This is a genomic window from Pseudomonas anguilliseptica (assembly GCF_900105355.1).
Classification (GTDB): Bacteria; Pseudomonadota; Gammaproteobacteria; order Pseudomonadales; family Pseudomonadaceae; genus Aquipseudomonas; species Aquipseudomonas anguilliseptica.
Window position 1 is genome coordinate 2733886 of sequence record NZ_FNSC01000001.1, and the last position, 21339, is coordinate 2755224.

The 21339-nt window shown below is 61.0% G+C and carries 17 protein-coding genes and 4 pseudogenes; 12 read left to right on the forward strand and 9 right to left on the reverse strand.

What is annotated here, in order from left to right; genetic code table 11:
- Positions 1 to 60 precede the first annotated feature (60 nt).
- From BLW24_RS13260 to ampE, 4 genes and pseudogenes are all read left to right on the forward strand, one after another.
- Complete coding sequence (locus BLW24_RS13260) at positions 61 to 1041, forward strand: IS5 family transposase (protein ID WP_090375326.1); 981 nt, start codon at positions 61 to 63, stop codon at positions 1039 to 1041.
- A 142-nt stretch (positions 1042 to 1183) separates the two neighbouring features.
- Positions 1184 to 2911: pseudogene (locus tag BLW24_RS13265) on the forward strand (DUF1631 domain-containing protein); the annotation flags it as partial.
- Between the two features lie 324 nt (positions 2912 to 3235).
- Positions 3236 to 3799, forward strand: a complete 564-nt coding sequence (gene ampD / locus BLW24_RS13270) for a 1,6-anhydro-N-acetylmuramyl-L-alanine amidase AmpD (protein WP_090381794.1) — start codon at positions 3236 to 3238, stop codon at positions 3797 to 3799.
- On the forward strand, positions 3796 to 4632 hold the full coding sequence (ampE, locus tag BLW24_RS13275; RefSeq protein WP_090381800.1) for a regulatory signaling modulator protein AmpE: 837 nt from the start codon (positions 3796 to 3798) through the stop codon (positions 4630 to 4632). Before ampD ends, ampE begins: the two co-directional genes overlap by 4 nt.
- Here the strand turns inward: ampE and BLW24_RS27180 are convergent.
- Positions 4625 to 5579 (reverse strand): annotated as a pseudogene (locus BLW24_RS27180) (ROK family protein). The gene ampE and the pseudogene BLW24_RS27180 overlap by 8 nt on opposite strands.
- Positions 5580 to 5744: 165 nt before the next feature.
- Between BLW24_RS27180 and BLW24_RS27185 the strand changes: the two are divergent.
- Together BLW24_RS27185 and BLW24_RS27190 are read left to right on the forward strand one after the other, a co-directional pair.
- On the forward strand, positions 5745 to 6242 hold the full coding sequence (locus BLW24_RS27185; RefSeq protein ID WP_420874994.1) for a hypothetical protein: 498 nt from the start codon (positions 5745 to 5747) through the stop codon (positions 6240 to 6242).
- Between the two features lie 815 nt (positions 6243 to 7057).
- Positions 7058 to 7762 carry a methyl-accepting chemotaxis protein gene (locus tag BLW24_RS27190; RefSeq protein ID WP_414628355.1) on the forward strand — a complete coding sequence of 235 codons (705 nt, stop codon included), beginning with the start codon at positions 7058 to 7060 and terminating at the stop codon, positions 7760 to 7762.
- A 44-nt stretch (positions 7763 to 7806) separates the two neighbouring features.
- On the opposite strand, the pseudogene BLW24_RS13290 reads toward BLW24_RS27190, so the two are convergent.
- From BLW24_RS13290 to BLW24_RS13300, 3 genes and pseudogenes are all read right to left on the reverse strand, one after another.
- Positions 7807 to 8615, reverse strand: a pseudogene (locus tag BLW24_RS13290) (TatD family hydrolase).
- A 10-nt stretch (positions 8616 to 8625) separates the two neighbouring features.
- Positions 8626 to 8943 (reverse strand): hypothetical protein, encoded by a 318-nt coding sequence (locus BLW24_RS13295; RefSeq protein ID WP_090381804.1) that lies wholly within the window; start codon positions 8941 to 8943, stop codon positions 8626 to 8628.
- Positions 8944 to 9063: 120 nt separating this feature from the next.
- Positions 9064 to 10647 carry a peptide chain release factor 3 gene (locus BLW24_RS13300; RefSeq protein ID WP_090381808.1) on the reverse strand — a complete coding sequence of 528 codons (1584 nt, stop codon included), beginning with the start codon at positions 10645 to 10647 and terminating at the stop codon, positions 9064 to 9066.
- A 475-nt stretch (positions 10648 to 11122) separates the two neighbouring features.
- On the opposite strand from BLW24_RS13300, the gene BLW24_RS13305 reads away from it, so the two are divergent.
- The 5 genes and pseudogenes from BLW24_RS13305 (at position 11123) to BLW24_RS13325 (ending at position 15437) form a co-directional block, all read left to right on the forward strand.
- Positions 11123 to 12286 carry a type III PLP-dependent enzyme gene (locus tag BLW24_RS13305; RefSeq protein ID WP_090381815.1) on the forward strand — a complete coding sequence of 388 codons (1164 nt, stop codon included), beginning with the start codon at positions 11123 to 11125 and terminating at the stop codon, positions 12284 to 12286.
- A 210-nt stretch (positions 12287 to 12496) separates the two neighbouring features.
- A pseudogene (locus BLW24_RS13310) lies at positions 12497 to 13117 on the forward strand (flavodoxin); the annotation flags it as partial.
- 48 nt (positions 13118 to 13165) lie between these two features.
- The gene (locus tag BLW24_RS13315; RefSeq protein WP_090387734.1) at positions 13166 to 13909 is read left to right on the forward strand and encodes a 5-oxoprolinase subunit PxpA; all 744 of its coding nucleotides are present in this window, start codon (positions 13166 to 13168) and stop codon (positions 13907 to 13909) included.
- Positions 13906 to 14580 (forward strand): 5-oxoprolinase subunit PxpB, encoded by a 675-nt coding sequence (gene pxpB / locus BLW24_RS13320; RefSeq protein WP_090381827.1) that lies wholly within the window; start codon positions 13906 to 13908, stop codon positions 14578 to 14580. The genes BLW24_RS13315 and pxpB overlap by 4 nt, the downstream gene beginning before the upstream one ends.
- Positions 14580 to 15437 (forward strand): 5-oxoprolinase subunit C family protein, encoded by an 858-nt coding sequence (locus tag BLW24_RS13325; protein ID WP_090381832.1) that lies wholly within the window; start codon positions 14580 to 14582, stop codon positions 15435 to 15437. The genes pxpB and BLW24_RS13325 overlap by 1 nt, the downstream gene beginning before the upstream one ends.
- Here BLW24_RS13325 and lnt read toward each other — a convergent pair.
- The 5 genes from lnt to miaB all read right to left on the reverse strand — a co-directional run bounded on the left by lnt (position 15434) and on the right by miaB (position 20831).
- Complete coding sequence (gene lnt / locus BLW24_RS13330; RefSeq protein ID WP_090381838.1) at positions 15434 to 16954, reverse strand: apolipoprotein N-acyltransferase; 1521 nt, start codon at positions 16952 to 16954, stop codon at positions 15434 to 15436. The genes BLW24_RS13325 and lnt overlap by 4 nt on opposite strands.
- A gap of 99 nt (positions 16955 to 17053) precedes the next feature.
- Complete coding sequence (locus BLW24_RS13335) at positions 17054 to 17893, reverse strand: HlyC/CorC family transporter (RefSeq protein WP_090249233.1); 840 nt, start codon at positions 17891 to 17893, stop codon at positions 17054 to 17056.
- Between the two features lie 50 nt (positions 17894 to 17943).
- A complete protein-coding gene (gene ybeY / locus BLW24_RS13340) occupies positions 17944 to 18402 on the reverse strand; it encodes an rRNA maturation RNase YbeY (RefSeq protein WP_090381841.1) in 459 nt (152 codons plus the stop codon).
- A complete protein-coding gene (locus BLW24_RS13345; protein ID WP_090381845.1) occupies positions 18395 to 19399 on the reverse strand; it encodes a PhoH family protein in 1005 nt (334 codons plus the stop codon). Before BLW24_RS13345 ends, ybeY begins: the two co-directional genes overlap by 8 nt.
- 88 nt (positions 19400 to 19487) lie before the next feature.
- The gene (gene miaB / locus BLW24_RS13350; RefSeq protein ID WP_090381847.1) at positions 19488 to 20831 is read right to left on the reverse strand and encodes a tRNA (N6-isopentenyl adenosine(37)-C2)-methylthiotransferase MiaB; all 1344 of its coding nucleotides are present in this window, start codon (positions 20829 to 20831) and stop codon (positions 19488 to 19490) included.
- Between the two features lie 134 nt (positions 20832 to 20965).
- On the opposite strand from miaB, the gene BLW24_RS13355 reads away from it, so the two are divergent.
- Positions 20966 to 21289, forward strand: coding sequence for a DUF1820 family protein (locus BLW24_RS13355; RefSeq protein WP_090249225.1), 324 nt, complete (start codon positions 20966 to 20968; stop codon positions 21287 to 21289).
- Positions 21290 to 21339 lie beyond the last annotated feature (50 nt).

Genomic DNA, 21339 nt, shown 5'->3' on the forward strand with positions numbered 1-21339 from the left:
GTCTGAAAAAGACTTCCTGATTTTGGCAAAATATCCGCACTCCACCCGCCGAGTTTTCCGATGAAGCAGATGACCTTCGCCGACGCCGAGTATGCCGGCAAGCGCAAGCAGACCCGCAAAGAATTGTTCCTGATCGAGATGGATCGGGTAGTGCCATGGAAAGGGTTGATCGCTTTGATCGAGCCGCATTATCCAAAGGGTGAAGGCGGCCGACCGTCCTATCCGCTGATGGCGATGCTGCGAGTGCATCTGATGCAAAACTGGTTCGGTTACAGCGATCCGGCGATGGAAGAGGCGCTGTACGAGACCACCATCCTACGCCAGTTTGCCGGGCTGACTCTGGAGCGCATTCCTGACGAAACCACCATCCTCAACTTCCGCCGCTTGCTGGAAAAACACGAACTGGCTGCCGGCATCCTGGCCGTGATCAATGGCTACCTGGGTGACCGTGGTTTGTCGCTGCGCCAAGGCACCATCGTCGATGCCACGCTGATCAACGCGCCGAGTTCAACCAAGAACAAGAACGGTAAGCGTGACCCTGAGATGCACTCAACCAAGAAAGGCAATCAGTATTACTTCGGCATGAAGGCGCACATCGGGGTGGATGACGAGTCTGGCTTGGTGCACAGCGTGGTGGGTACTGCCGCCAACGTGGCGGATGTCACCCAGGTCGATAAGCTGCTGCACGGCGAGGAAAACATGGTGGGGGCCGATGCCGGATATACCGGTGTCGAGAAGCGCCCCGAGCATGAGGGCCGTCAAGTGATCTGGCAGGTTGCAGCACGGCGTAGCACTTACAAGAAACTCGGTAAGCGCAGCGCGCTGTACAAAGCCAAGCGCAAAATCGAGAAGGCCAAGGCCCAAGTGCGAGCCAAGGTCGAGCATCCGTTTCGGGTGATCAAGCGTCAGTTCGGTTATGTGAAGACGCGCTTCCGTGGCCTGGTCAAAAACACGGCGCAACTGGTGACTTTATTCGCGCTGTCAAATCTGTGGATGGCGCGCCGACATTTACTGACGAATGCAGGAGAGGTGCGCCCGTAATGCTGGAAATGGCTGCCGCGAGGTGCTCGCGGCGGCTAAAAACACAGAAATGAGCCGGTAATCTGATCGTTTTTGATCGATTTATCACTTTCGAAATCAGCAGAGGCTGACGTCAGCCAGAAATGCATGGCTACTTCAGAGGATCCTTAAGCTGTTCGAAAAGTACGTACTCAGCGACCTTGATCAGCTGTATGCCGATGCTAACCAGGCGTTGATCGCAGCTGGAGTTTTGCCTGAGCTTAAATCTGCACCGGCGCGGCGTAACCCTTCGCGTGCCAGTGCATCGGTTGCTGGTGCTCGCCAGGACGCATCGCCGGAACTCTCGGCTGAATTTGCCGATGAGGGTGTGCAGGAAGTCTTTGGTGCGTTGCAGGAGCTGCTCTCCCAAGCGCGTGGCACCGTGATTCCGCGGTGCAACCGTCCGGCCGATGCGATGCCGATCTCCAGCAATGACCTGATGCGCCTGCTTTCGCATATGCAGCAGCGTGCGCCTGCGCAGGTCAGTGATGATTTTGATCTGCGTGAGCAGTTGGAAGGCTTACTGACCCGTGCCAGTGCTAAAGCTGGTAAGGCGCGGGTGGTCGGTGAGGTTGATGAGGACGTTATCAACCTGGTGTCGATGCTGTTTGAATTTATCCTCGACGACCGCACCTTGCCGGATTCACTCAAGGCGCTGATTGGCCGCTTGCAGATCCCGATGCTGAAAGTGGCGGTGATCGACAAGACCTTCTTCAGCCGTGGTAGCCATCCGGCTCGCCGCTTGCTCAATGAAATCGCCTCAGCCGCCTTGGGTTGGGGCGAGCAGGACGATGCGCAGCGCGACAGCTTGTATCAGAAGATCGAGCAGGTGGTGCAACGCCTGCTCAATGACTTTGTCGATGATCCGGTGATCTTCTCCGAGCTGCTGGCCGAGTTCCTGGCCTTCACCGGCGATGAGCGCCGCCGCAGCGAGCTGCTTGAGCAGCGCACCCGCGATGCCGAAGAGGGCAGTGCCAAGGCTGCATTGGCCCGCCGCGAAGTCGAACAGGCGCTGAATGAGCGCTTGCTCGGCAAGACCCTGCCAGAAGTGGTGGTGCGTCTGCTGCAGGAGGTCTGGAGCAAGGTGCTGATGCTGACCTGTCTGAAGCACGGCGTTGAGTCGGCGGAGTGGCAGACAGCGCTGGCGACCATGGATGACCTGGTATGGAGTGTTGAGCTGCACGAAGAGCCGGAAGCACGCATGCGTCTGCTGGAGATGGTTCCGGGGCTACTCAAGGCACAGCGTGAAGGCATGGCCAGCGCGGCGTTTGATCCGTTCTCCACCGGTGAGTTCTTCAGCCAGCTGGAAGCTTTGCATGTGCAGGCCTTCCAGCGCTTCAAGCGCAGCCTGCCGGAAGAAAACCCACAGGGTGATGTGCCACCGCTTGCTGAAATCGATGAAGAGCAGCGCGCGGCTCTGGCTGAGGCTGGTATCGAGCTGCCATTGCTGGAGCTACCCGCTGCGGAAGCGGTTGAAGAGCCAGCAATGGTCGAGGTGGTCGAAGAGATTATTCTGCTGGCACCCGGCGAGCATCGTGCCGCCGAGCCGGAGGCCAGCTTGCCGGACGACGATGAGTCGCTGCTGCAGGTCGATAACCTGCGGGTCGGCAGCTGGGTCGAGTTTCAGGAAGATGAAGAGCACAAGCTGCGTTGCAAGCTGGCGGCAGTGATCAAGCCTACTGGCAAGTACATCTTCGTCAACCGTACCGGTATGAAGGTGCTGGAGAAAACCCGCATGGGCTTGGCCGTGGAGTTCCGCCGCGGCGCGATTCGCCTACTCGATGATGCGCTGCTGTTCGATCGGGCGCTGGAGTCGGTGATCGGCAACCTGCGCAAACTCAAGGGCGCTTGATCGCCTGTAATTGATGCGTTACCACAACGCCGCCGGGGGTATTGCCCAGGCGGCGTTTTTGCTTCTGCGTATTTACTCGGCTATTCGCCCTTGGCCTTGAGCAAGTTCTGTACTAGCAGGTCGTTAAGAGGCGTAGGTGAGATAGTCGAGGCTAGGCGCCACTAGGCGCCACACCAGTAACAGCCTTCGGCTGGTCAAAACGGTGAAAAAGCGGAGCTTGTGAGCTGTAAATGAGCATTTTTAGCCTGTTTATAACGACGCATCGGTAACGTAGGTAGTTTTTCAGCAGCCTGCTAGAGTGGTGGCTCGTTTAAGGAGTCTTTCATGCAGCTGGATCCTTCCAGTGGCTGGTGCGATGGTATTCAGCACTGCCCGTCGCCGAACTTCAATCAGCGGCCGCTGGGCGAAGTTTCTTTGTTGGTAATCCATAACATCAGTCTGCCGCCCGGGCAGTTCGGCACGGGCAAGGTGCAGGCGTTTTTTCAGAATCGTCTGGATGCTGATGAGCACCCTTATTTCGCCAGTATCGCCAGTCTGCAGGTGTCAGCGCATTTCTTTATCGAGCGTGATGGCGCCGTTACGCAGTTCGTCTCCTGTAACGAGCGCGCCTGGCATGCCGGGGTGTCGCGGTTTGCCGAACGGGAAAACTGCAATGATTTTTCCTTAGGCATTGAGCTTGAAGGTACGGATGATCTGCCGTTCACTGCTGCGCAGTATGCGGCGCTGATTGGGCTGGCCCGGCAGCTGCAGGCGGCTTATCCGGCCATCACTCTGGAGCGCATCTGTGGCCATAGCGATATCGCACCGGGTCGCAAGACCGACCCTGGCCCGGCATTCGATTGGCAGCGTGTGCGCATGGCATTGCAGCAAGACAAGGAGCTGACATGAATTTTCTGGTGCTACTGCTGGTGCTGTGGGTCGAGAAGTTCTCGTCCTGGCGTAAGCCCATTCAACACGATGGCCCCTGGCTGCGCTTGCTGGCTGCAACTGAGAGCAAGCCGCAGTGGGCAGAGCGGCCGTGGCTGGCGTTGGCGTTGTTGGTACTGCTGCCACTTTTGGCGCTGGGGCTGATTCTGCTGGTGTTGGAGCCTGTGGCCTATGGTTGGCTGGCGTTGCCGGTGCATCTGTTGGTGGTGATTTACAGCCTGGGCCGCGGTGATTTACTGGCGGCATTGGGGCCGTTTCGCGATAGCTGGCGCCGTGAGGACGCCGAGGCCGCGTATCTGGTGGCGCGGCGTGATCTGGCGCTGGAGGCGGACGAAGAGGGCGAGTTGCTGCAGCGCGTCCAGGGGCATCTGGTGTGGCAGGCCTACCAGAGCTTCTTCGCAGTGATCTTCTGGTATGCGCTGCTGGGGCCTTTGGCGGCCCTGGCCTATCGGCTGGTCGCCCTGGCCGGCGAGCATGCAACTCTGCCAGCCTTGCGTGAGGCTGCCGTACAGGTGCGTCATGGCTTCGACTGGCTACCGGTGCGTGTGCTGGCCGCCAGTTTTGCCCTGGTAGGTAACTTCGCCGGCGTCAGCCGCAGCTTGTTGCATGAACTGCTCAGTTGGGATATCAGCGCGGCGCAGTTGGCGATCATTACTGCACGGGCTGCTGGCGAAACGCCGGAGCCAGTGATTGGCGAGCTCGGTGTCAGCAGCCTAGACGGACTGTGGCAGCTGTTGGTACGCGCGGCGGTGTTCTGGTATGCGGTGTTCGCCGTATGGACTTTGGTTATCTAAGGTCATCGTTCCACAGCCAGGCCGCACCGCGTACACCGCTGGAGTCGCCGTGCTTGGCCTGTAACAGGCGCGTGTTGACCTGGTCGGAAAACACATAGCGCGGCAACAGGGGCACTACCTGGGAGTAGAGGGCCGTGCAGTTGGACATACCGCCCCCCAGCACGATCACATGCGGATCAATCAGGTTGATCACCGATGCCAGGCCGCGCGCCAGTTGGTCGCAGTAGCGGGTAACGGCCTGCCGTGCGGCTGGGTCGCCGGCCTCTGCGGCGCTCACCTGGGCGCTTGCGTCGAGGCCAAGATTGCTGCGCGCCGCCCAACCTGGGCCGCTGAGAAAGGTTTCGATGCAGTCATCCTGGCCGCAATAACAACGTCGGCTCGGGCCATCCTCATTACGTCGCCAGGGCAGCGGGTTGTGCCCCCATTCGCCGGCGATCGCATTCGGCCCGCCAAGCAGTTGCTGGCGCACGACCAGCCCGCCCGACGCCTGTGCCGAGAATAACCCCGAAAACACTCAGGGCCCCTTCGCCAGCGCCATCGCAGGCTTCCGAGAGAGCAAAACAGTCGGCGTCATTGGCCAGGCGCACTGGCCGCTGTAGCCGTTGCTGAAGATCGGCCTGCAAATCCTCGCCAATCAGACACTGTGAGTTGGCATTCTTGATCCGCCCATGGTCGGGCGAGCGGGTGCCGGGGATACCGACACCGACGCAGCCACGGCTGCCCAGTTCGCGCTCGCAATCTTCAACTAAGCGGGCAATCAGGGCGACGGTTTTCGGGTAATCGCCCTGCGGCGTTGGGACGCGGCGGCGCAAGATTTGCTGGCCGCTTTCCAGTGCGATTATTTCGACTTTGCTGCCACCCAGATCAATGCCGAGCTTCAGTGGTGTGCGCATCATTAACCTTAAGTTACAGAGGTTGGGGTCGATAAGAGGTATACATGGCGCCATGTTCGACCGTTATTTTGTGACATTAATCACATTAATCTGCCCGTATTTACCCCGTTGATGCAAATGCCGCAGGTCGAGCAGCAAGGGACATACAAGCCGCCGTTTGAGATTCTGCACGGCCGTTTTGTAACCTTACACGACAATAATTAGAACTGGAGACGTCCTGTGAAGACCGTGTTGTATCCGGCCATCGCGCTAATGAATCGCCTCAGCTTCGGCATGAAGTTCAGTCTGATCAGTGTGCTGTTCTTTCTGCCCATGCTGGTCACCAACTTCTATCTGGTGCGTGACTCCTATCGGCAGTTCGTCAGCACCCAGGAGGCTCTCGAAAGCATTGATCTGCTCGGTGAAAGCCTGACGCTGCGGCGCAATCTTGAAGACTTCGTCGACCTTATCGAGGTCAATGCGATGATCGGTCAGTCCGGTCAGGCGGGTGATCTTGAAGCGCGTCTGATCAAGCTGCAAGGCGGCATCAGTGAGGCGCTGCAGGGTATGGCAGCAGTAGTGCGCGAGCCTGAGCAGATCGAGGAATTCAACAGCAAGCGCGATCAGCTGATTGCCGAGCTGGGCGCGGTGCAGGCCGAAACTTCGCTGCAGGGCAAGATTGCTCTGGCGGAAAAACTGCTGTGTTTATCAAGCTGGTCGCAGCCCAGGCCGGCTTGAGCCAGGACCGTCAGGGCTCCGTACGACAGATGATCGAACTGGTCACCGTGGACACGCCCAAGGTTACCGCAGTGCTGAGCGAGGGGCGTGCGGTAGGCGCCTACTCCCTGGCTCAGGGTTTTCTCAATTCGTCGGCCAGCACCACGTTTGACGAGCTGCTGCTGGAACTGGAAAAGCTGCATGCCGAGTACGGCTTGAACCTGCAGGCATCACTCAACAGCAGCGCGCAGGCCCGCACAGAACTCGCCAGCCAAGCCGCGAGCAGCCTGGAAACCTTGAAAAGCACTGCTGTGCTGTTTGAAGACAAGGTGGTAATCGCCGATTCGCTGGATACGCCCTGGGCGCAGTTCTACGCAGATATCAGCGGCGCCATGGAGCAGACCTATCAGCTCAATGATGCGGTGCTGGTATTCCTCGACAAGCAGCTTCAGGTGCGCCTGGAGGGAAATCGTACACAGATGGTATTGCTGGTAGCGGCCCTGCTGGTGGTGTTCCTGCTGATCGTCTACCTGTACGGCGGCTTCTACGTATCGATCCGCACCACCTTGAAAAAACTTGGTCAGGTGATGAATCAGGTGGCCGCTGGTGATATGACCGTCAGCTTCAAGGCGCAGAGCCAGGATGAGCTGGGCGAGCTAGGCCAGGTGTTCAATGAGACGGTGAGCAAGATCCACCAGTTGATCGAGCGCGTGGGCCAGACCGTGGTTGAGGTTGAGCGCCAGGCGGACCGCGTGCAGGAGGTCTCCGGTGAAAGTAACCAGGCGGTTGTCGGTCAGCGTGGACAGATCGACCTGATCGCCACCGCAATGAATCAGATGTCTGCCACCGCCCAGGAAGTGGCGCACAGCGCAGCCGCGGCAGTAGGTAGTGCGCAGAGTGTGAATGATGAAACGGTCAGCGGTCGCGCGCTGGTCGAGTCCCAGGTGGGCAGCATTCAACGCCTGGCTGGAGAAATCGATCAGTCGGTAGCGGTGATCAACAAGCTGGCCAGCGATAGCGCTTCGATCAGCCAGGTGCTGGACGTGATCAAGGGCATTGCCGAACAGACCAATCTGCTCGCGCTCAACGCTGCCATTGAGGCGGCGCGGGCCGGCGAGCAGGGGCGTGGCTTTGCCGTGGTGGCCGATGAAGTGCGTAACCTGGCCAAGCGCACGCAGCAGTCCACCGAAGAAATCGAGTCGATGATCGCCAAGCTGCAAAGCGGTGTTGGCGCGGCGGTCAAGGCGATGAACGCCAGCCACCAGATGGCCGACACCACGGTCAATGAATCGGGCAAAGTGCAGCAGGCGCTGGAGAACATCCTTGGGGCGGTGGGCATGATCGTCGACCAGAACCAGCAGATCGCCACTGCCGCCGAAGAGCAAACTGCCGTTGCGCAGGATATCGACCAGAACATCGTCGAGATCAGTCAGGCCGGTGAACGTACCGCCGAAGGGGCCAGCCAGACCGAGCAGGCCAGCCGCGAGCTGTCCGGGCTGGTGGCACGCTTGAAGCAGCTGATCGGTGCGTTCCGCGTCTGATCGGCAACCCGTCAGGAAAAAGCCCGCCATCTTGGCGGGCTTTTTTATTCGCAATGCTTGGCTCGGCCAGTCGGTGTATCCCAGCCAAACAACTCGGCTGCGTTGCGGCTGCTGGTGCTGGCCAGTTCATCCGCGCTGATGCCGCGTAGTTCGGCCAGGGTTGTGCAGATGTCCGGCAGATATTCCGGGCTATTACGCTGGTTGGGGTGCATGGCGGGCGCCATGTCGGGTGAGTCGGTTTCCAGCACGATGGCCTCCAGCGGCAGTTGCGCCACCACCTTGCGCAGCCGCAGCGCCTGCGCAAGGTCGGCGCACCGCCCAGGCCGAGTTTGAAACCGAGCTTGAGGTATTCGCGGGCTTCTTCAGTGCTGCCGGCAAAGGCATGGATGATGCCGCCACGTGGTGGCTTGAGGCGTTTTAGCGTGGCGATGGTCGCCGCATGAGCGCGGCGTACATGCAGCAGGGCCGGTAGTTCGAACTCTATGGCCAGTTTGAGTTGGGCCTCGAACAGCTGTTGCTGCCGCTCGCGATCAAGCTGTTCGAGAAAGTAGTCCAGGCCGAACTCGCCCACCGCGCAGAGCTTGGGGTGGCCGGCGCAGCGGGCTAGCCAATCATGCAATTCGCCCAGGTGCTTAGGGCGATGCTCGTCCAGGTAAACCGGGTGCAGGCCAAAGGCGGCGTGCAGGCAATCTTCGGTCTGTAGCAGATCCCATACCCGTTGCCAGTTGGCCTGATGTACACCCAACACCACCAGGCGCTCGACGCCAAGATCGCGGCAGCGGGCCAGCAGCTCGGCGCGATCAGCATCGAAGTCGGGGAAGTCCAGGTGGGTATGGGTGTCGATCAGGCGCATAGCGTCACGGTTAGCAGCGGTTGCCAGAGAGGTTCAGGCGGCGTGCTTCGTCGTCGCTCACGCACTTACTGTCAGCGCCCTGGACGATTCGCGGGGATTTCCCACTGATGCTACTGGTAAAACTGTCGACAAAGCGCTGCGCCTTGTTCGCATCGTCAAAACGGCGTGCGGCGCTCTGGTTGGAGGTGTAGCTGCCGTTGCTGGCCGCATAGCACTGCGGGTTGCCCTCACAGGAGAGCTCGACGTACCAGTAGGATTGGCGGATTTCCACCCCGGCCATGCTGTAGCTGGCGAGCAGGCTTAAGGCAATGAAGAGCATCGTGCGCATGGAGTTACTCCCTGTAGGTTAAGAAGCCAGCCTAAGCCAGTGCCTTGTCCGTGGGAAGTGTTGCGCTCGATGTGCTGAGACAAAAGCCGCGCATGCGAGCATGCGCGGCTTCGCTGGGGCTTAGTGGTGTTCGCGGGTGGCGCGGAATTTCACATCCGGCCAGCGTTCTTCCATCAGGCTCAGATTGACTCGGGTCGGCGCCAAGTAAGTGAGGTGACCGCCGCCATCCAGGGCCAGGTTTTCCACCGCTTTATTGGAAAATTCCTCAAGCTTCTTCTTGTCGCTGCACTCGATCCAGCGCGCCGACCACACAGTGATCGGCTCGTAGGCGCACTCGACCTTGTATTCCTCTTTCAGGCGGCTGGCGACCACATCGAACTGCAGCACACCGACTGCGCCGAGGATGATGTCGTTGCTGCGCTCGGGGAAGAACACCTGCGTAGCGCCTTCTTCGGCCAGCTGCTGCAGGCCCTGGCGCAGTTGCTTGGATTTCAGCGGGTCTTTCAGGCGCACGCGGCGGAACAGCTCCGGGGCGAAGTGCGGGATGCCGGTGAAACCCAGCACTTCACCTTCGGTGAAGGTGTCGCCGATCTGGATGGTGCCGTGGTTGTGCAGGCCGATGATGTCGCCGGCGTAGGCCTCTTCGAGCATTTCACGTTCGCTGGAGAAGAAGGTCAGGGCGTCGCCGATGCGCACATCCTTGCCGGTGCGCACATGGCGCATTTTCATGCCCTGGCTGTATTTGCCCGAGCAGATGCGCATAAAGGCGATGCGGTCGCGGTGCTTGGGGTCCATGTTCGCCTGGATCTTGAACACGAAGCCTGAGAACTTCTCTTCCACCGGCTCCACGCTGCGCTCGTTGGCCACTCGTGCCAGCGGCTTGGGTGCCCAGTCGACCACCGCATCCAGTACATGGTCGACGCCGAAGTTGCCCAGCGCGGTGCCGAAGAACACCGGAGTCAGTTGGCCGTTCATGAATTCGTCTTGATCGAATTCGTGGCAGGCGCCCTGGACCAGCTCCAGTTGCTCAAGGAAACGGTCGTATTCATCACCCAGGTGGGCGCGAGCTTCATCCGAGTCGAGGTGCTGGATGATCTTGGTTTCGGTGCGCTCGTGGCCGTGACCGGCGGTGTAGACGATGATGTAGTCGCCTTTAAGGTGGTACACACCCTTGAAGTCGCGGTAGCAGCCGATCGGCCAGGTGATGGGCGCGGCCTTGATCTTGAGTACCGCCTCGATCTCGTCGAGCAGCTCGATCGGGTCGCGGATATCACGGTCGAGTTTGTTGACGAAGCTGACAATTGGCGTGTCGCGCAGACGGCACACATCCATCAGGGCGATGGTGCGTGGCTCAACGCCCTTACCGCCATCGAGCACCATCAGTGCGCTGTCCACTGCGGTCAGGGTGCGGTAGGTGTCTTCCGAGAAGTCTTCGTGACCGGGGGTGTCGAGCAGGTTGATCATGTGCTCGCGGTAGGGGAACTGCATCACCGAAGTGGTGATGGAGATGCCGCGCTGCTTCTCCATCTCCATCCAGTCGGACGTGGCATGACGGTCGGATTTACGCGACTTCACCGTACCGGCCACGGCGATTGCCTTGCCCATCAGCAGCAACTTTTCGGTAATGGTGGTTTTACCGGCGTCGGGGTGGGAAATGATCGCGAACGTGCGGCGCTTGCCGACTTCGGTGGCCTGGATGGTCATTGTGCGGGAACCCATCGACTGAATAGTCGGTCTGTCAAAAAAGGCGGCGATTATAACGGTAAACGTCAGCGCGCGCGGCGACCTGTAGTCAGGGGAGAAAATCGCTGGTTTTTAGCGCTTTGTGCAGCATTTCATAACGTTTTGTTTTGAATATAAAACGATCAATCAATAAGGCGACAAAGAGGAGCAAAAGTGCGGCATTTTTGATTGATCTCAGCCCCCCCATGGCCCTAAAGTTCGCGCCCGAGCGTCCATGCTGGCAACGATCCATCCGGCTCAAGTACTGACGACGAGAGACCCGCAGGGTACTCGGCGACATGCCTTGGGAAGTAGGCGAACCAAAGTGGGGAAACTGATCAGACGTTCTGCCTGTGCGGGTTAGCCGCCAGGTCTCCCTGAATGGTGGGTGAGTGGCGCTAATGCCGGCTCATCTGCTGAATGCGTTTTAACTGGTTCTGCCAACTGGAGTCCGAGCATGTCGATCAAGGTCGAAGACTATTACGCACCCGCAACTTTTCAGCGCATGAAGGCTTTCGCTGATACCCAGGAAACCCCCTTTGTGCTGATCGATACCTCGATCATCAGCCAGGCCTACGACGACCTGCGCGCCGGGTTCGAATTCGCCAAGGTGTATTACGCGGTCAAGGCCAACCCGGCGGTCGAGATCATCGACCTGCTCAAGGAAAAGGGTTCCAGCTTCGATATCGCCTCGATCTACGAGCTGGATAAAGTGCTCAGCCGTGGTGTGACGCCTGATCGCATCAGCTACGGCAACACCATCAAGAAATCCAAGGATATTCGCTACTTCTTCGAGAAGGGCGTGCGCCTGTTCGCCACCGACTCGGAAGCCGACCTGCGCAATATCGCCAAGGCCGCACCGGGCGCGAAAGTCTATGTGCGCATCCTCACCGAAGGCTCGACCACGGCCGATTGGCCACTGTCGCGCAAATTCGGTTGCCAGACTGACATGGCCATGGACTTGCTGATCCTCGCTCGCGACCTGGGGCTGGTGCCTTACGGCATCTCCTTCCACGTCGGTTCGCAGCAGCGTGACATCTCGGTGTGGGATGCGGCGATTGCCAAGGTCAAGGTGATCTTCGAGCGCCTGAAAGAAGAAGACGGCATTGTCCTCAAGCTGATCAACATGGGCGGCGGCTTCCCGGCCAACTACATCACTCGCACCAACAGCCTGGAAACCTACGCCGAGGAAATCATCCGCTTCCTTAAGGAAGACTTTGGCGACGACCTGCCGGAGATCATCCTCGAGCCGGGCCGTTCGCTGATCGCCAACGCCGGCATTCTGGTCAGCGAAGTGGTGCTGGTGGCGCGCAAGTCGCGTACCGCCGTCGAGCGCTGGGTCTACGTGGATGTGGGCAAGTTCAGCGGTCTGATCGAAACCATGGACGAGTCGATCAAGTTCCCGATCTGGACCGAGAAGAAAGGCGAAGTGGAAGAAGTGGTGATCGCCGGCCCAACCTGCGACAGCGCCGACATCATGTACGAGAACTACAAATACGGCCTGCCACTCAACCTGGCCATTGGTGACCGTCTGTACTGGCTGTCCACCGGTGCCTACACCACCAGCTACAGCGCCGTGGAGTTCAACGGCTTCCCGCCGCTGAAGTCGTTCTACCTCTAACCCCTACGCGTTACCGCTGACCCAACAAGGCGCTCGCGCAAACGAGCGCCTTGTTTGTTTCTGCAGCAACGTTTTACTGCGCCGCAGGCCTGGATCAATGGATTGCGCGCGCGGCGCTGTCATAGTGCGCTTCAGCTATTTAGAATCATTCGCAGTTGTTTGGTGGCGGGCGCTTGAGGCGGCCGGCGAGGAGAGTGAATCATGATGTTGTTGGCTGCGCGCGAATATTCCATCGCCTCCTTACCCAGCGACGGCGAACTGGAACTGATCGTGCGTCAGGAAAGGCATGCCGATGGCTCGCTGGGCCTCGGCTCGGGCTGGCTGACCGAAGGCGCAGCGCTGCAGGGCCAGTTGCTGGCGCGGGTACGACGTAACAGCGCCTTCCATGCGCCGGACGATGCGCGTCCGCTGATCCTGATCGGCAATGGCAATGGCAATGGCAATGGCACTGGCCTGGCCGGGCTGCGCAGCCTGCTCAAGGCGCGGATTGTCGCGGGGCACACTGCTAACTGGCTGCTGTTCGGCGAGCGCAACGCGGCGTATGACTTCTATTGCCAGGCGCAGCTGCAGGGCTGGCTGGCCACTGGCGACCTGGCGTGGCTGGATCTGGCCTTCTCCCGCGATCAGGCCGCCAAGGTCTATGTGCAGGACCGCCTGCGTGAGTCCGCCGAGCGGCTGCGCGAATGGTTGGCCGAGGGCGCCGCAATCTACGTCTGCGGCAGCCTCGATGGCATGGCTGCCGGGGTGGATCAAGCGCTGCACGAGCTGCTGGGCGAAGCCGCAGTCAACAGGCTGCGCGAAGAGGGTCGTTATCGCCGCGACGTGTATTGATCCGGCCCAGGCTTCCCGCCACGGCAATGCACCACTAAGCTGATGGGCATGAAAAGAATCCTGCTGAACTGCGATATGGGTGAAAGCTTCGGCGTGTGGAGCATGGGCGATGATGTGCATGCCATGCCGCTGGTTGATCAGGCCAACCTGGCGTGCGGCTTTCATGCTTCCGACCCGATGACCATGCAACGCACCGTCGCCCTGGCGGTGCAGCATGGGGTGAGCATTGGTGCGCACCCGGCCTATCCGGATCTGCTCGGTTTCGGCCGCCGGCATATCGCCTGCTCGCCAGAGGAGGTCACCGCGCTGGTGCTGTATCAGCTCGGCGCACTGGATGCCTTCTGCCGCGCGTCCGGTACCCAGTTGGCCTACGTCAAACCCCATGGCGCGCTGTACAACGATCTGGTGCGTGACGATGCGCTGTTCAACGCGGTGCTTGAGGCCTGCGCCAGTTACCGCAAGGGCTTGCCGCTGATGGTGCTGGCGCTGGCTGACAACAGCCGTGAGCTGCGCCTGGCCGATGCCGCCGATGTGCCGTTGATGTTCGAGGCCTTTGCCGACCGCGCTTACCTGGCCGACGGGCAGTTGGCACCGAGGCGTTTGAGCGGCGCGGTGCACCATGATCCGCAGCGGATTTTTCAGCAGGCCCTGGCGATTGCCCGTGGTGAGCCGTTTGCCGATATCGATGGCAAACCGCTGCAGTTGCGCGCCGACAGCCTGTGTGTGCATGGCGATAACGCCGACTCCCTGGCCGTACTGCGGCGTTTGCGGGCCAGCCTGGACGCCCTATGATCCGCCTCGAACCGGCCGGTGCCGAAGCGCTGCTGCTGGTGCTGGCTGAGCAGCCGGATGCGCAGCTGCCGCAACGGATCGCCCTGTTGGCCGAGCGCATCCGATTTGAGCTGGGTGAGGTGCTGACCGATCTGGTGCCGGGCTGGACCAGCCTGTTATTGCACTACGACCTGATGCGTACCGATCACCTGCAACTGGCCGAGCGGCTCAAGCCGCTGCTGGAGTGCTGGCTGGCCGAGCCCTTTGTCGCCCAGGCCGGAAGGCTGCATGAAATCCCCATTTTGTATAACGGTGAAGACCTCGCCGAGGTCGCCCAGCTGTGTCAGCTGAGCCGCGCTCAGGTAATCGAACTGCATGCCGCGAGCGAGTACCGCGTTGGCGCGATTGGTTTTGCCCCGGGCTTTGCCTACCTCGGCGAACTGGACGCGCGCCTGGCATTGCCGCGTCGCGCCACCCCGCGTATCGCCGTACCGGCCGGGAGTCTGGCGATTGCCGAGCGGCAAACGGCGATCTATCCGCACAGCTCGCCCGGTGGCTGGCATCTGATCGGCCGTTGTCCCTGGTCGCTGTTCGACGCCGAGCGCACGCCGCCCTGTCCGCTGGCTCTGGGTGATCGGGTGCTTTTTCGCAGCATCGATGAGCGCGACTTTATCCGCGAAGGCGGCCAGTGATGAGCGGCCTGCGGGTGCTCAAACCAGGGCCGCAAAGCCTGTTGCAGGATGCTGGGCGACGCGGCTGGCAACACCTGAGCGTATCGCCGGCCGGACCGCTGGATTGGCATGGCGCGGCCTGGGCCAATCATCTTCTGAACAATCCCTGGGGCACGCCGCTGCTGGAAATCGCCTTGGGCGGCCTTGAGCTGCAGGCCGAGGTCGACACCTGGGTGGCGGTTTGCGGTGCCCAGGTGCCGCTGCGCAAAGGGCAGCTGTTGCGCCTGGGCTTTGCCCGCAGCGGTCAGCGCGCCTATCTGGCCGTGGCCGGCGGTTTTATTGCGGCGCCGCTGCTGGGCAGCGTCAGTGTGCAGCTGCGAGAAGGGCTGGGGCAGGCGGTGCAGGCAGGGGATCTGCTGGCTTGTCGGCCTGCGCATTTCACCCGCGCCGTCAGCGTGCCCTGGCCCTATCTGCCGGATTACCGCTGCAAACCCTTGCTGCGGGTGATTACCGGCGGCGATGCGGCGAATTTCGAGGAAGACCAGTTGCAGGGCTTTTTCGCTCAGACCTGGCAGCTCAGCCCGCACTCCGACCGCATGGGCGCGCGGCTGCTCGGCGAGGCCGTGCAGCCGCCCGTGCGGCAGTGGTCATTGGGGGTTGGCCGGGGGGCGATTCAGGTGCCGCCGGATGGTCAGCCGATCATCCTCCAGGCCGACCACCAGAGCATGGGCGGTTACCCGCTGCTCGGTTGGCTGCATCCGCTCGATCAGGTGCGCCTGGCGCAATGCCCGGCGCACCATCCGCTGCGCTTCACCCCGGTGAGCATCGGCGACGCGCAGGCTGAGCTGCGCGAGTTCTACCGCTTCTTTCGTCGTTAAAGAGTTTTGGCCATACGGCTGGCCAGCAACGCCCAGGCGAATAACAGCAGGCAGATGACCAGCATGGGCCAACCACGCCAGTACAGGTAAGGCGTGAGCCCCTGCATCGGTTGTACCTGGCCGTAGAGCACCGCCTGTTCGAACTGCGGCAGTTGCGTGGTGATCTGGCCTTGTGGGTCGATCAGCGCGGTGACGCCGTTGTTGGTCGCGCGGATCATCCAGCGGCCGCCTTCCAGGGCGCGCATCTGCGCCATCTGCAAGTGTTGCAGCGGGCCGATGGAGCGGCCAAACCAGGTGTCGTTGCTGATGGTCAGCAGCAGGTCGCTCTGCGCCGCGAGGCCCGCGGAAAACTCCGGGTAGACCACTTCGTAGCAGATAAACGCGGCAATCGCATGGCCCTTGGCCTGCAGCAGGCTCTGCTCAGCGGAGCCGCGGGCGAAGTCGGACATCGGCAGGTCGAAGAAGGCGATCAGCCCGCGCAGCAGGTCCTGCAGCGGCACGTATTCACCAAACGGCACCAGCTTCTGCTTGAGGTAATCGCCGCTGCCCTGGCCAACCACGCTGATGCCGTTGTAGTAGCGCTGCTCGCCACGCTCGTTGCTTTGGCGAATCGGCACGCCGGTAATCAGCGCGGCATTCCGTTCATTGGCAAAGCGATTGATCATGCCCAGGTAGCCCTGAGCGCGGTCCTTGAGCACCGGAATGGCGGTTTCCGGCCAGACGATCAGGTCGGTTGGCTTGGCGCTGAAGGTCATGTCGCGGTACAGCGCCAGCTGCGCGTTGAGCTGCTCGGGGTCCCACTTCATGTTCTGTTCGATATTGCCCTGCATGGCCGACACGCTCAGCGGCTCGCCCAGCGGTTGGGTCCAGGCGTGGCCCTTGAGAGCGATACCGGCGATCCACGGGGCGATTAACAGCACCACGCCTATGGCGAGAAACGCCTTTCGCGTGCGCAGTTGCGCCAGATTCACCAGCAGCGCGGCGCTTAGTGCCAAGGCAAAGGACAGCAGCCACACGCCGCCTACCGGGGCCAGCCCGGCCAGCGGGCCATCCAGCTGGCTGTAACCGGCGTACAGCCAGGGGAAACCGGTGAGAAACCAGCTGCGGAAGGCTTCCTGCGCCAGCCACAGGGCGGCAAAGGCCAAGGCATCGGCCAGCGGCGCTTCGACCCGGCGCAGCCAGCGCGTCCAGACCCAGGCGCTAAGGGCGAACAGCAGACCGAGGCCGCCGACAAACAGCAGGGTCAGAAACACCGCCAGGGGCGGTGAGGCCGCGCCGTAATCGTGGATGCTTACGTACACCCAGCTGGTGCCGGCAGCGAACAGGCCAAAGCCATAACTCCAGCCGCGCAGCACCGCCTGACGCGGCGTGAGGTCACGCAGGCCGAGGTAGAACAGGGCGATGGAGAGGATGGCCAGCGGCCACAGGTCATAAGGCGCCAGTGCCAGCGGGGTGATGGCGCCCGCGAGCAGAGCGATCAGGTTGCCGGGCCAGCCAGGTCGGGTTATCCAGTGCATTGCATGCAGGTCCTTGGATTGAGGTGGCGCAAGGGTAAAGCGGGAGGGCAGACGGGGGAAGTGTTGCGAACCGGCCACCCTGGAGGTGGCCGGTGGCTGTTAGTTACTAACCGGGCTCAGACGCAGCAGATGGATGCGGCGGCTGTCGGCGTTGAGTACGCGGAAGCGGAATTCGCCGATCTGGGTGACTTCGTTGCGCTTGGGCAGGTGGCCGAAAGCGCTCATCACCAGGCCACCGACGGTGTCGAATTCGTCATCGGAGAATTCGGTATCGAAGGCTTCGTTGAAGCTTTCGATCGGCGTCAGCGCCTTGACCAGGAAGTCGCCGGAGGGCAGCGGTTTGACGTAGCTGTCTTCTTCTACGTCGTGCTCGTCCTCGATATCGCCGACGATCTGCTCCAGCACGTCCTCGATGGTCACCAGGCCGGCGACACCGCCGTACTCATCGATCACCACGGCCATGTGGTTGTGGTTGGCGCGGAACTCGCGCAGCAGCACATTGAGGCGCTTGGACTCGGGCACGAAGGTGGCCGGGCGCAGCAGGTCCTTGATGTTGAAGTTGGGCTGTTCGCCCGAGAGGATCAGCGGCAGCAGATCCTTGGCCAGGAGGATGCCGACCACATCGTCGAGGCTCTCACCGACCACGGGGTAGCGCGAGTGCGCCGCTTCGATGATCGAGGGCAGAAATTCCTTGGGCGTCTGGTTGGCCTTGATGCTCATCATCTGTGAGCGCGGCACCATAATGTCGCGAACCTGCAGGTCGGCGACCTGAATTGCACCTTCAACGATGGCCAGTGCTTCGCTGTCGAGCAGCTTGTTCTGATGCGCTTCGCGCAGCACTTCCAGCAATTCCTTGCGGTTTTTCGGCTCATGAGCAAAAGCCTGGGTCAGTCTGTTAAACCAGGACTTTTGCTCGTTGCTCGATCGGTCTTCGCTCATGGTGGTTACTCAGGAACCTTTTGTAATTTCAGTTGGGTTGTAGAGGGATATTATTCGTGGTCGGCGTAAGGGTCGGGATGTCCCAACTCAGCCAGCAATTCTCGTTCCAGCGCTTCCATCTCTTCGGCTTCTTCATCCTCGATGTGGTCGTAGCCGAGCAGATGCAAGCAGCCGTGGATCACCAGGTGCGCCCAATGCGCTTCGCTGGTTTTCGCCTGTTCCTGGGCTTCGCGCTCAACCACCGGCACGCAGATCACCAGATCACCGAGCAGCGGGATATCCAGCATCTCTTCCGGTACATCGGCAGGGAAGGATAGTACGTTGGTGGCGTAATCCTTATGTCGCCAGGTGTGATTGAGCTCGCGGCCCTCGGCTTCATCGACCAGGCGAATGGTCAGCTCGGAGTCGGCGCTGCGCTGGCGCAGGGCAATCTCGCACCAGGCGCGGAACTGCGCCTCGCTCGGTAGGGCGGCGGCGTCGCTGGCAATCTGCAGGTCAAGCTCAAGCATTGCGCTCATCCTGCTCGTCATCCAGCTTGCCGTGCATGCGGTTGTCGTAGCGCTCGTAGGCTTCGACGATGCGCTGCACCAGCGGGTGGCGCACCACGTCCTTGGGCTTGAAGTGGGTGAAACTGATGCCCGGGACGTCACGCAGCACGTCGATGACGTGGGTCAGGCCGCTTTTGGTGCCGCGCGGCAGGTCGACCTGGGTGATGTCACCGGTGATCACCGCTGTCGAGCCGAAGCCGATGCGGGTGAGGAACATCTTCATCTGTTCCAGCGTGGTGTTCTGGCTTTCGTCGAGGATGATAAAGCTGTTGTTCAGCGTGCGACCGCGCATGTAGGCCAGCGGCGCGACTTCGATCACCTGTTTCTCTATCAGCTTGGCCACCTGCTCGAAACCGAGCATCTCGTAGAGCGCGTCGTACAGCGGGCGCAGGTAGGGGTCGATCTTCTGCGACAGGTCGCCAGGCAGGAAACCGAGCTTCTCGCCGGCTTCGACCGCCGGGCGTACCAGCAGGATGCGGCGGATCTGCTCGCGCTCCAGCGCATCCACGGCGCAGGCCACGGCCAGGTAGGTTTTACCTGTGCCGGCCGGACCGATGCCGAAATTGATGTCGTGGTCGAGGATGGCTTTGACGTAGCGCTGCTGATTGGCGCCGCGCGGGCGAATCATGCCTTTGCGGGTGCGCAGGGCGACGCTGGCTTCGACGGTCGGGTTGCTCATTTCCTCGATGCCGGACTCCTGCAGAAACAGGTGCACCAGATCGGGCGACAGTTCGGTGTTTTCGGCTTCGCGGTAGAGGCGGCGCAGTAGCTGCTCGGCGGCGCGGGTCTGGCCGGCGGTGCCGATCAGTTCGAACTGGTTGCCGCGGTTGCGCAATTCGATGCCCAGGCGCTGTTCGATCAGGCGCAGGTGCTCATCAAATTGGCCGCACAGGTTAGCGAAGCGGCGAGCCTCAAAGGGTTCAAGGATAAAGCGGAGTGGTTCTATGGGTGCGTTCAAGGTCGTGTGATGGCCGCCAGTCGGCTGGGGTAGTGAAACGAAGAATAGCGCTAGCGGCCGCGAGGGGGAAGCTCGGGCCGCTGCGGCTTTAGTTGCAGACGGTTTCGTTGATCAGCGTGCCGCGCAGCGAGTTGGGCATGGCTTCGTCGATATGCACGTCGACGAACTGGCCGATCAGGCGCGGGTTATCGCTGCGGAAGTTGACCACCCGGTTGCTCTCGGTGCGGCCCTGGAGCATGCCGGGATCCTTCTTCGAGTAATCGTTGACCAGGATGCGCTGCACGGTGCCAGCCATGCGTCGGCTGTTCTCGAAACCCTGCTGGGTGATGCGGTGTTGCAGCAACGCCAGGCGCTGCTTTTTCAGCTCCAGCGGGGTGTCATCAGGCAGGTCGGCCGCCGGGGTGCCGGGGCGCGCGCTGTAGACGAATGAATAGCAGAAGTCGAAACCGACATCCTCGACCAGCTTCATGGTCTGCTCGAAGTCCTTCTCGGTTTCCCCGGGGAAACCGACGATAAAGTCCGAGCTGATCAGGATGTCCGGCACGGCGACACGCAGCTTGCGAATGCGCGATTTGTATTCGAGTGCGGTGTGGTTGCGCTTCATCGCCGCGAGAATGCGGTCGGAGCCCGATTGCACCGGCAGGTGCAGGTATTTCACCAGTTCGGGGATCTCGGCGTGGGCCTGGATCAGCGCGTCGGAGAATTCCAGCGGATGGCTGGTGGTGTAGCGAATGCGGTCGATGCCATCGATGGCGGCCACGGCGTAGAGCAGTTCGGCGAAGTCGGCGATCTGCCCGTTCTGGGTGGCGCCGCGGTAGCCGTTGACGTTCTGCCCGAGCAGGGTGATTTCACGCACGCCGTGTTCGGCCAGGTGGATAATCTCGCCGAGCACATCGGCCATCGGCCTGCTGACTTCTTCGCCACGGGTGTAGGGCACCACGCAGAAGGTGCAGTACTTGCTGCAACCTTCCATTACCGACACGTAGGCGCTGGGACCATCGACGCGCGGCTCGGGCAGGCGGTCGAACTTCTCGATCTCGGGGAAGCTGATGTCGACTTGGGCGATCTTGGTGCTGCGCGCGGCGTCGATCATTTCCGGCAGGCGGTGCAGGGTCTGAGGGCCGAAGACCACGTCGACGTAGGGCGCGCGATCACGAATCGCCGCGCCTTCCTGGCTGGCCACGCAGCCGCCGACACCGATCACCAGGTCCGGGTTGGCAATCTTCAGCTTTTGCCAGCGGCCGAGTTGCGAGAACACCTTGTCCTGGGCTTTTTCACGGATCGAGCAGGTGTTGAGCAGGATGATGTCAGCGTCTGCCGCCTTCTCGGTGACTTCCAGGGCTTGATGTTCGCCCAACAGGTCGATCATGCGCGAGCTGTCGTACTCGTTCATCTGGCAACCGTGGGTTTCGATATAAAGCTTCTTGGTCATGCGCGCTCAAAAGGGTGATTCGAAGAACCGCGCATTATAGGGAACTCGTGCCAGGGTTCCTAGCGTTGGCTGCTAGGCGGCTATGCTATGATCCGCGCCCTTTCAATTAACCCCTCGGTACGAACTGCATAACCATGAGCAAGCGCGAACCCATCTACAAGGTGATTTTCCTCAACCAGGGTCAGGTGTACGAGATGTACGCCAAGCAGATCTTTCAGAGCGATCTGTGGGGCTTCCTGGAAGTAGAGGAATTCGTCTTCGGCGAGCGCACCCAGGTGGTCGTCGACCCCAGCGAGGAAAAGCTCAAGGCGCAGTTTGACGGTGTGGTGCGCAGCTTTATCCCCATGCACGCGATCATCCGTATCGATGAAGTCGAGCGCCTGGGCACACCGAAGATCAGTGAAGCCAAGGGCGGCGGCAATGTTATGCCCTTCCCCATGCCGATGCCGGACAAGTGAAGCTACTGCGCTCGACCATGCGGCGTTAAAAACTGGCTCGGCATGCTCAT

Excerpts from the sequence above, each read along its gene's own strand:
- BLW24_RS13295 (WP_090381804.1), bottom strand. The coding sequence starts at position 8,943 with ATGCGCACGATGCTCTTCATTGCCTTAAGCCTGCTCGCCAGCTACAGC.
- ampE (WP_090381800.1), top strand. The coding sequence starts at position 3,796 with ATGAATTTTCTGGTGCTACTGCTGGTGCTGTGGGTCGAGAAGTTCTCG.
- ybeY (WP_090381841.1), bottom strand. The coding sequence starts at position 18,402 with ATGCTTGAGCTTGACCTGCAGATTGCCAGCGACGCCGCCGCCCTACCG.
- miaB (WP_090381847.1), bottom strand. The coding sequence starts at position 20,831 with ATGACCAAGAAGCTTTATATCGAAACCCACGGTTGCCAGATGAACGAG.
- BLW24_RS13325 (WP_090381832.1), top strand. The coding sequence starts at position 14,580 with ATGAGCGGCCTGCGGGTGCTCAAACCAGGGCCGCAAAGCCTGTTGCAG.
- BLW24_RS13305 (WP_090381815.1), top strand. The coding sequence starts at position 11,123 with ATGTCGATCAAGGTCGAAGACTATTACGCACCCGCAACTTTTCAGCGC.
- BLW24_RS13335 (WP_090249233.1), bottom strand. The coding sequence starts at position 17,893 with ATGAGCGAAGACCGATCGAGCAACGAGCAAAAGTCCTGGTTTAACAGA.
- BLW24_RS27190 (WP_414628355.1), top strand. The coding sequence starts at position 7,058 with ATGTCTGCCACCGCCCAGGAAGTGGCGCACAGCGCAGCCGCGGCAGTA.
- pxpB (WP_090381827.1), top strand. The coding sequence starts at position 13,906 with ATGATCCGCCTCGAACCGGCCGGTGCCGAAGCGCTGCTGCTGGTGCTG.
- lnt (WP_090381838.1), bottom strand. The coding sequence starts at position 16,954 with ATGCACTGGATAACCCGACCTGGCTGGCCCGGCAACCTGATCGCTCTG.
- ampD (WP_090381794.1), top strand. The coding sequence starts at position 3,236 with ATGCAGCTGGATCCTTCCAGTGGCTGGTGCGATGGTATTCAGCACTGC.
- BLW24_RS13315 (WP_090387734.1), top strand. The coding sequence starts at position 13,166 with ATGAAAAGAATCCTGCTGAACTGCGATATGGGTGAAAGCTTCGGCGTG.
- BLW24_RS13300 (WP_090381808.1), bottom strand. The coding sequence starts at position 10,647 with ATGACCATCCAGGCCACCGAAGTCGGCAAGCGCCGCACGTTCGCGATC.
- BLW24_RS13355 (WP_090249225.1), top strand. The coding sequence starts at position 20,966 with ATGAGCAAGCGCGAACCCATCTACAAGGTGATTTTCCTCAACCAGGGT.
- BLW24_RS13260 (WP_090375326.1), top strand. The coding sequence starts at position 61 with ATGAAGCAGATGACCTTCGCCGACGCCGAGTATGCCGGCAAGCGCAAG.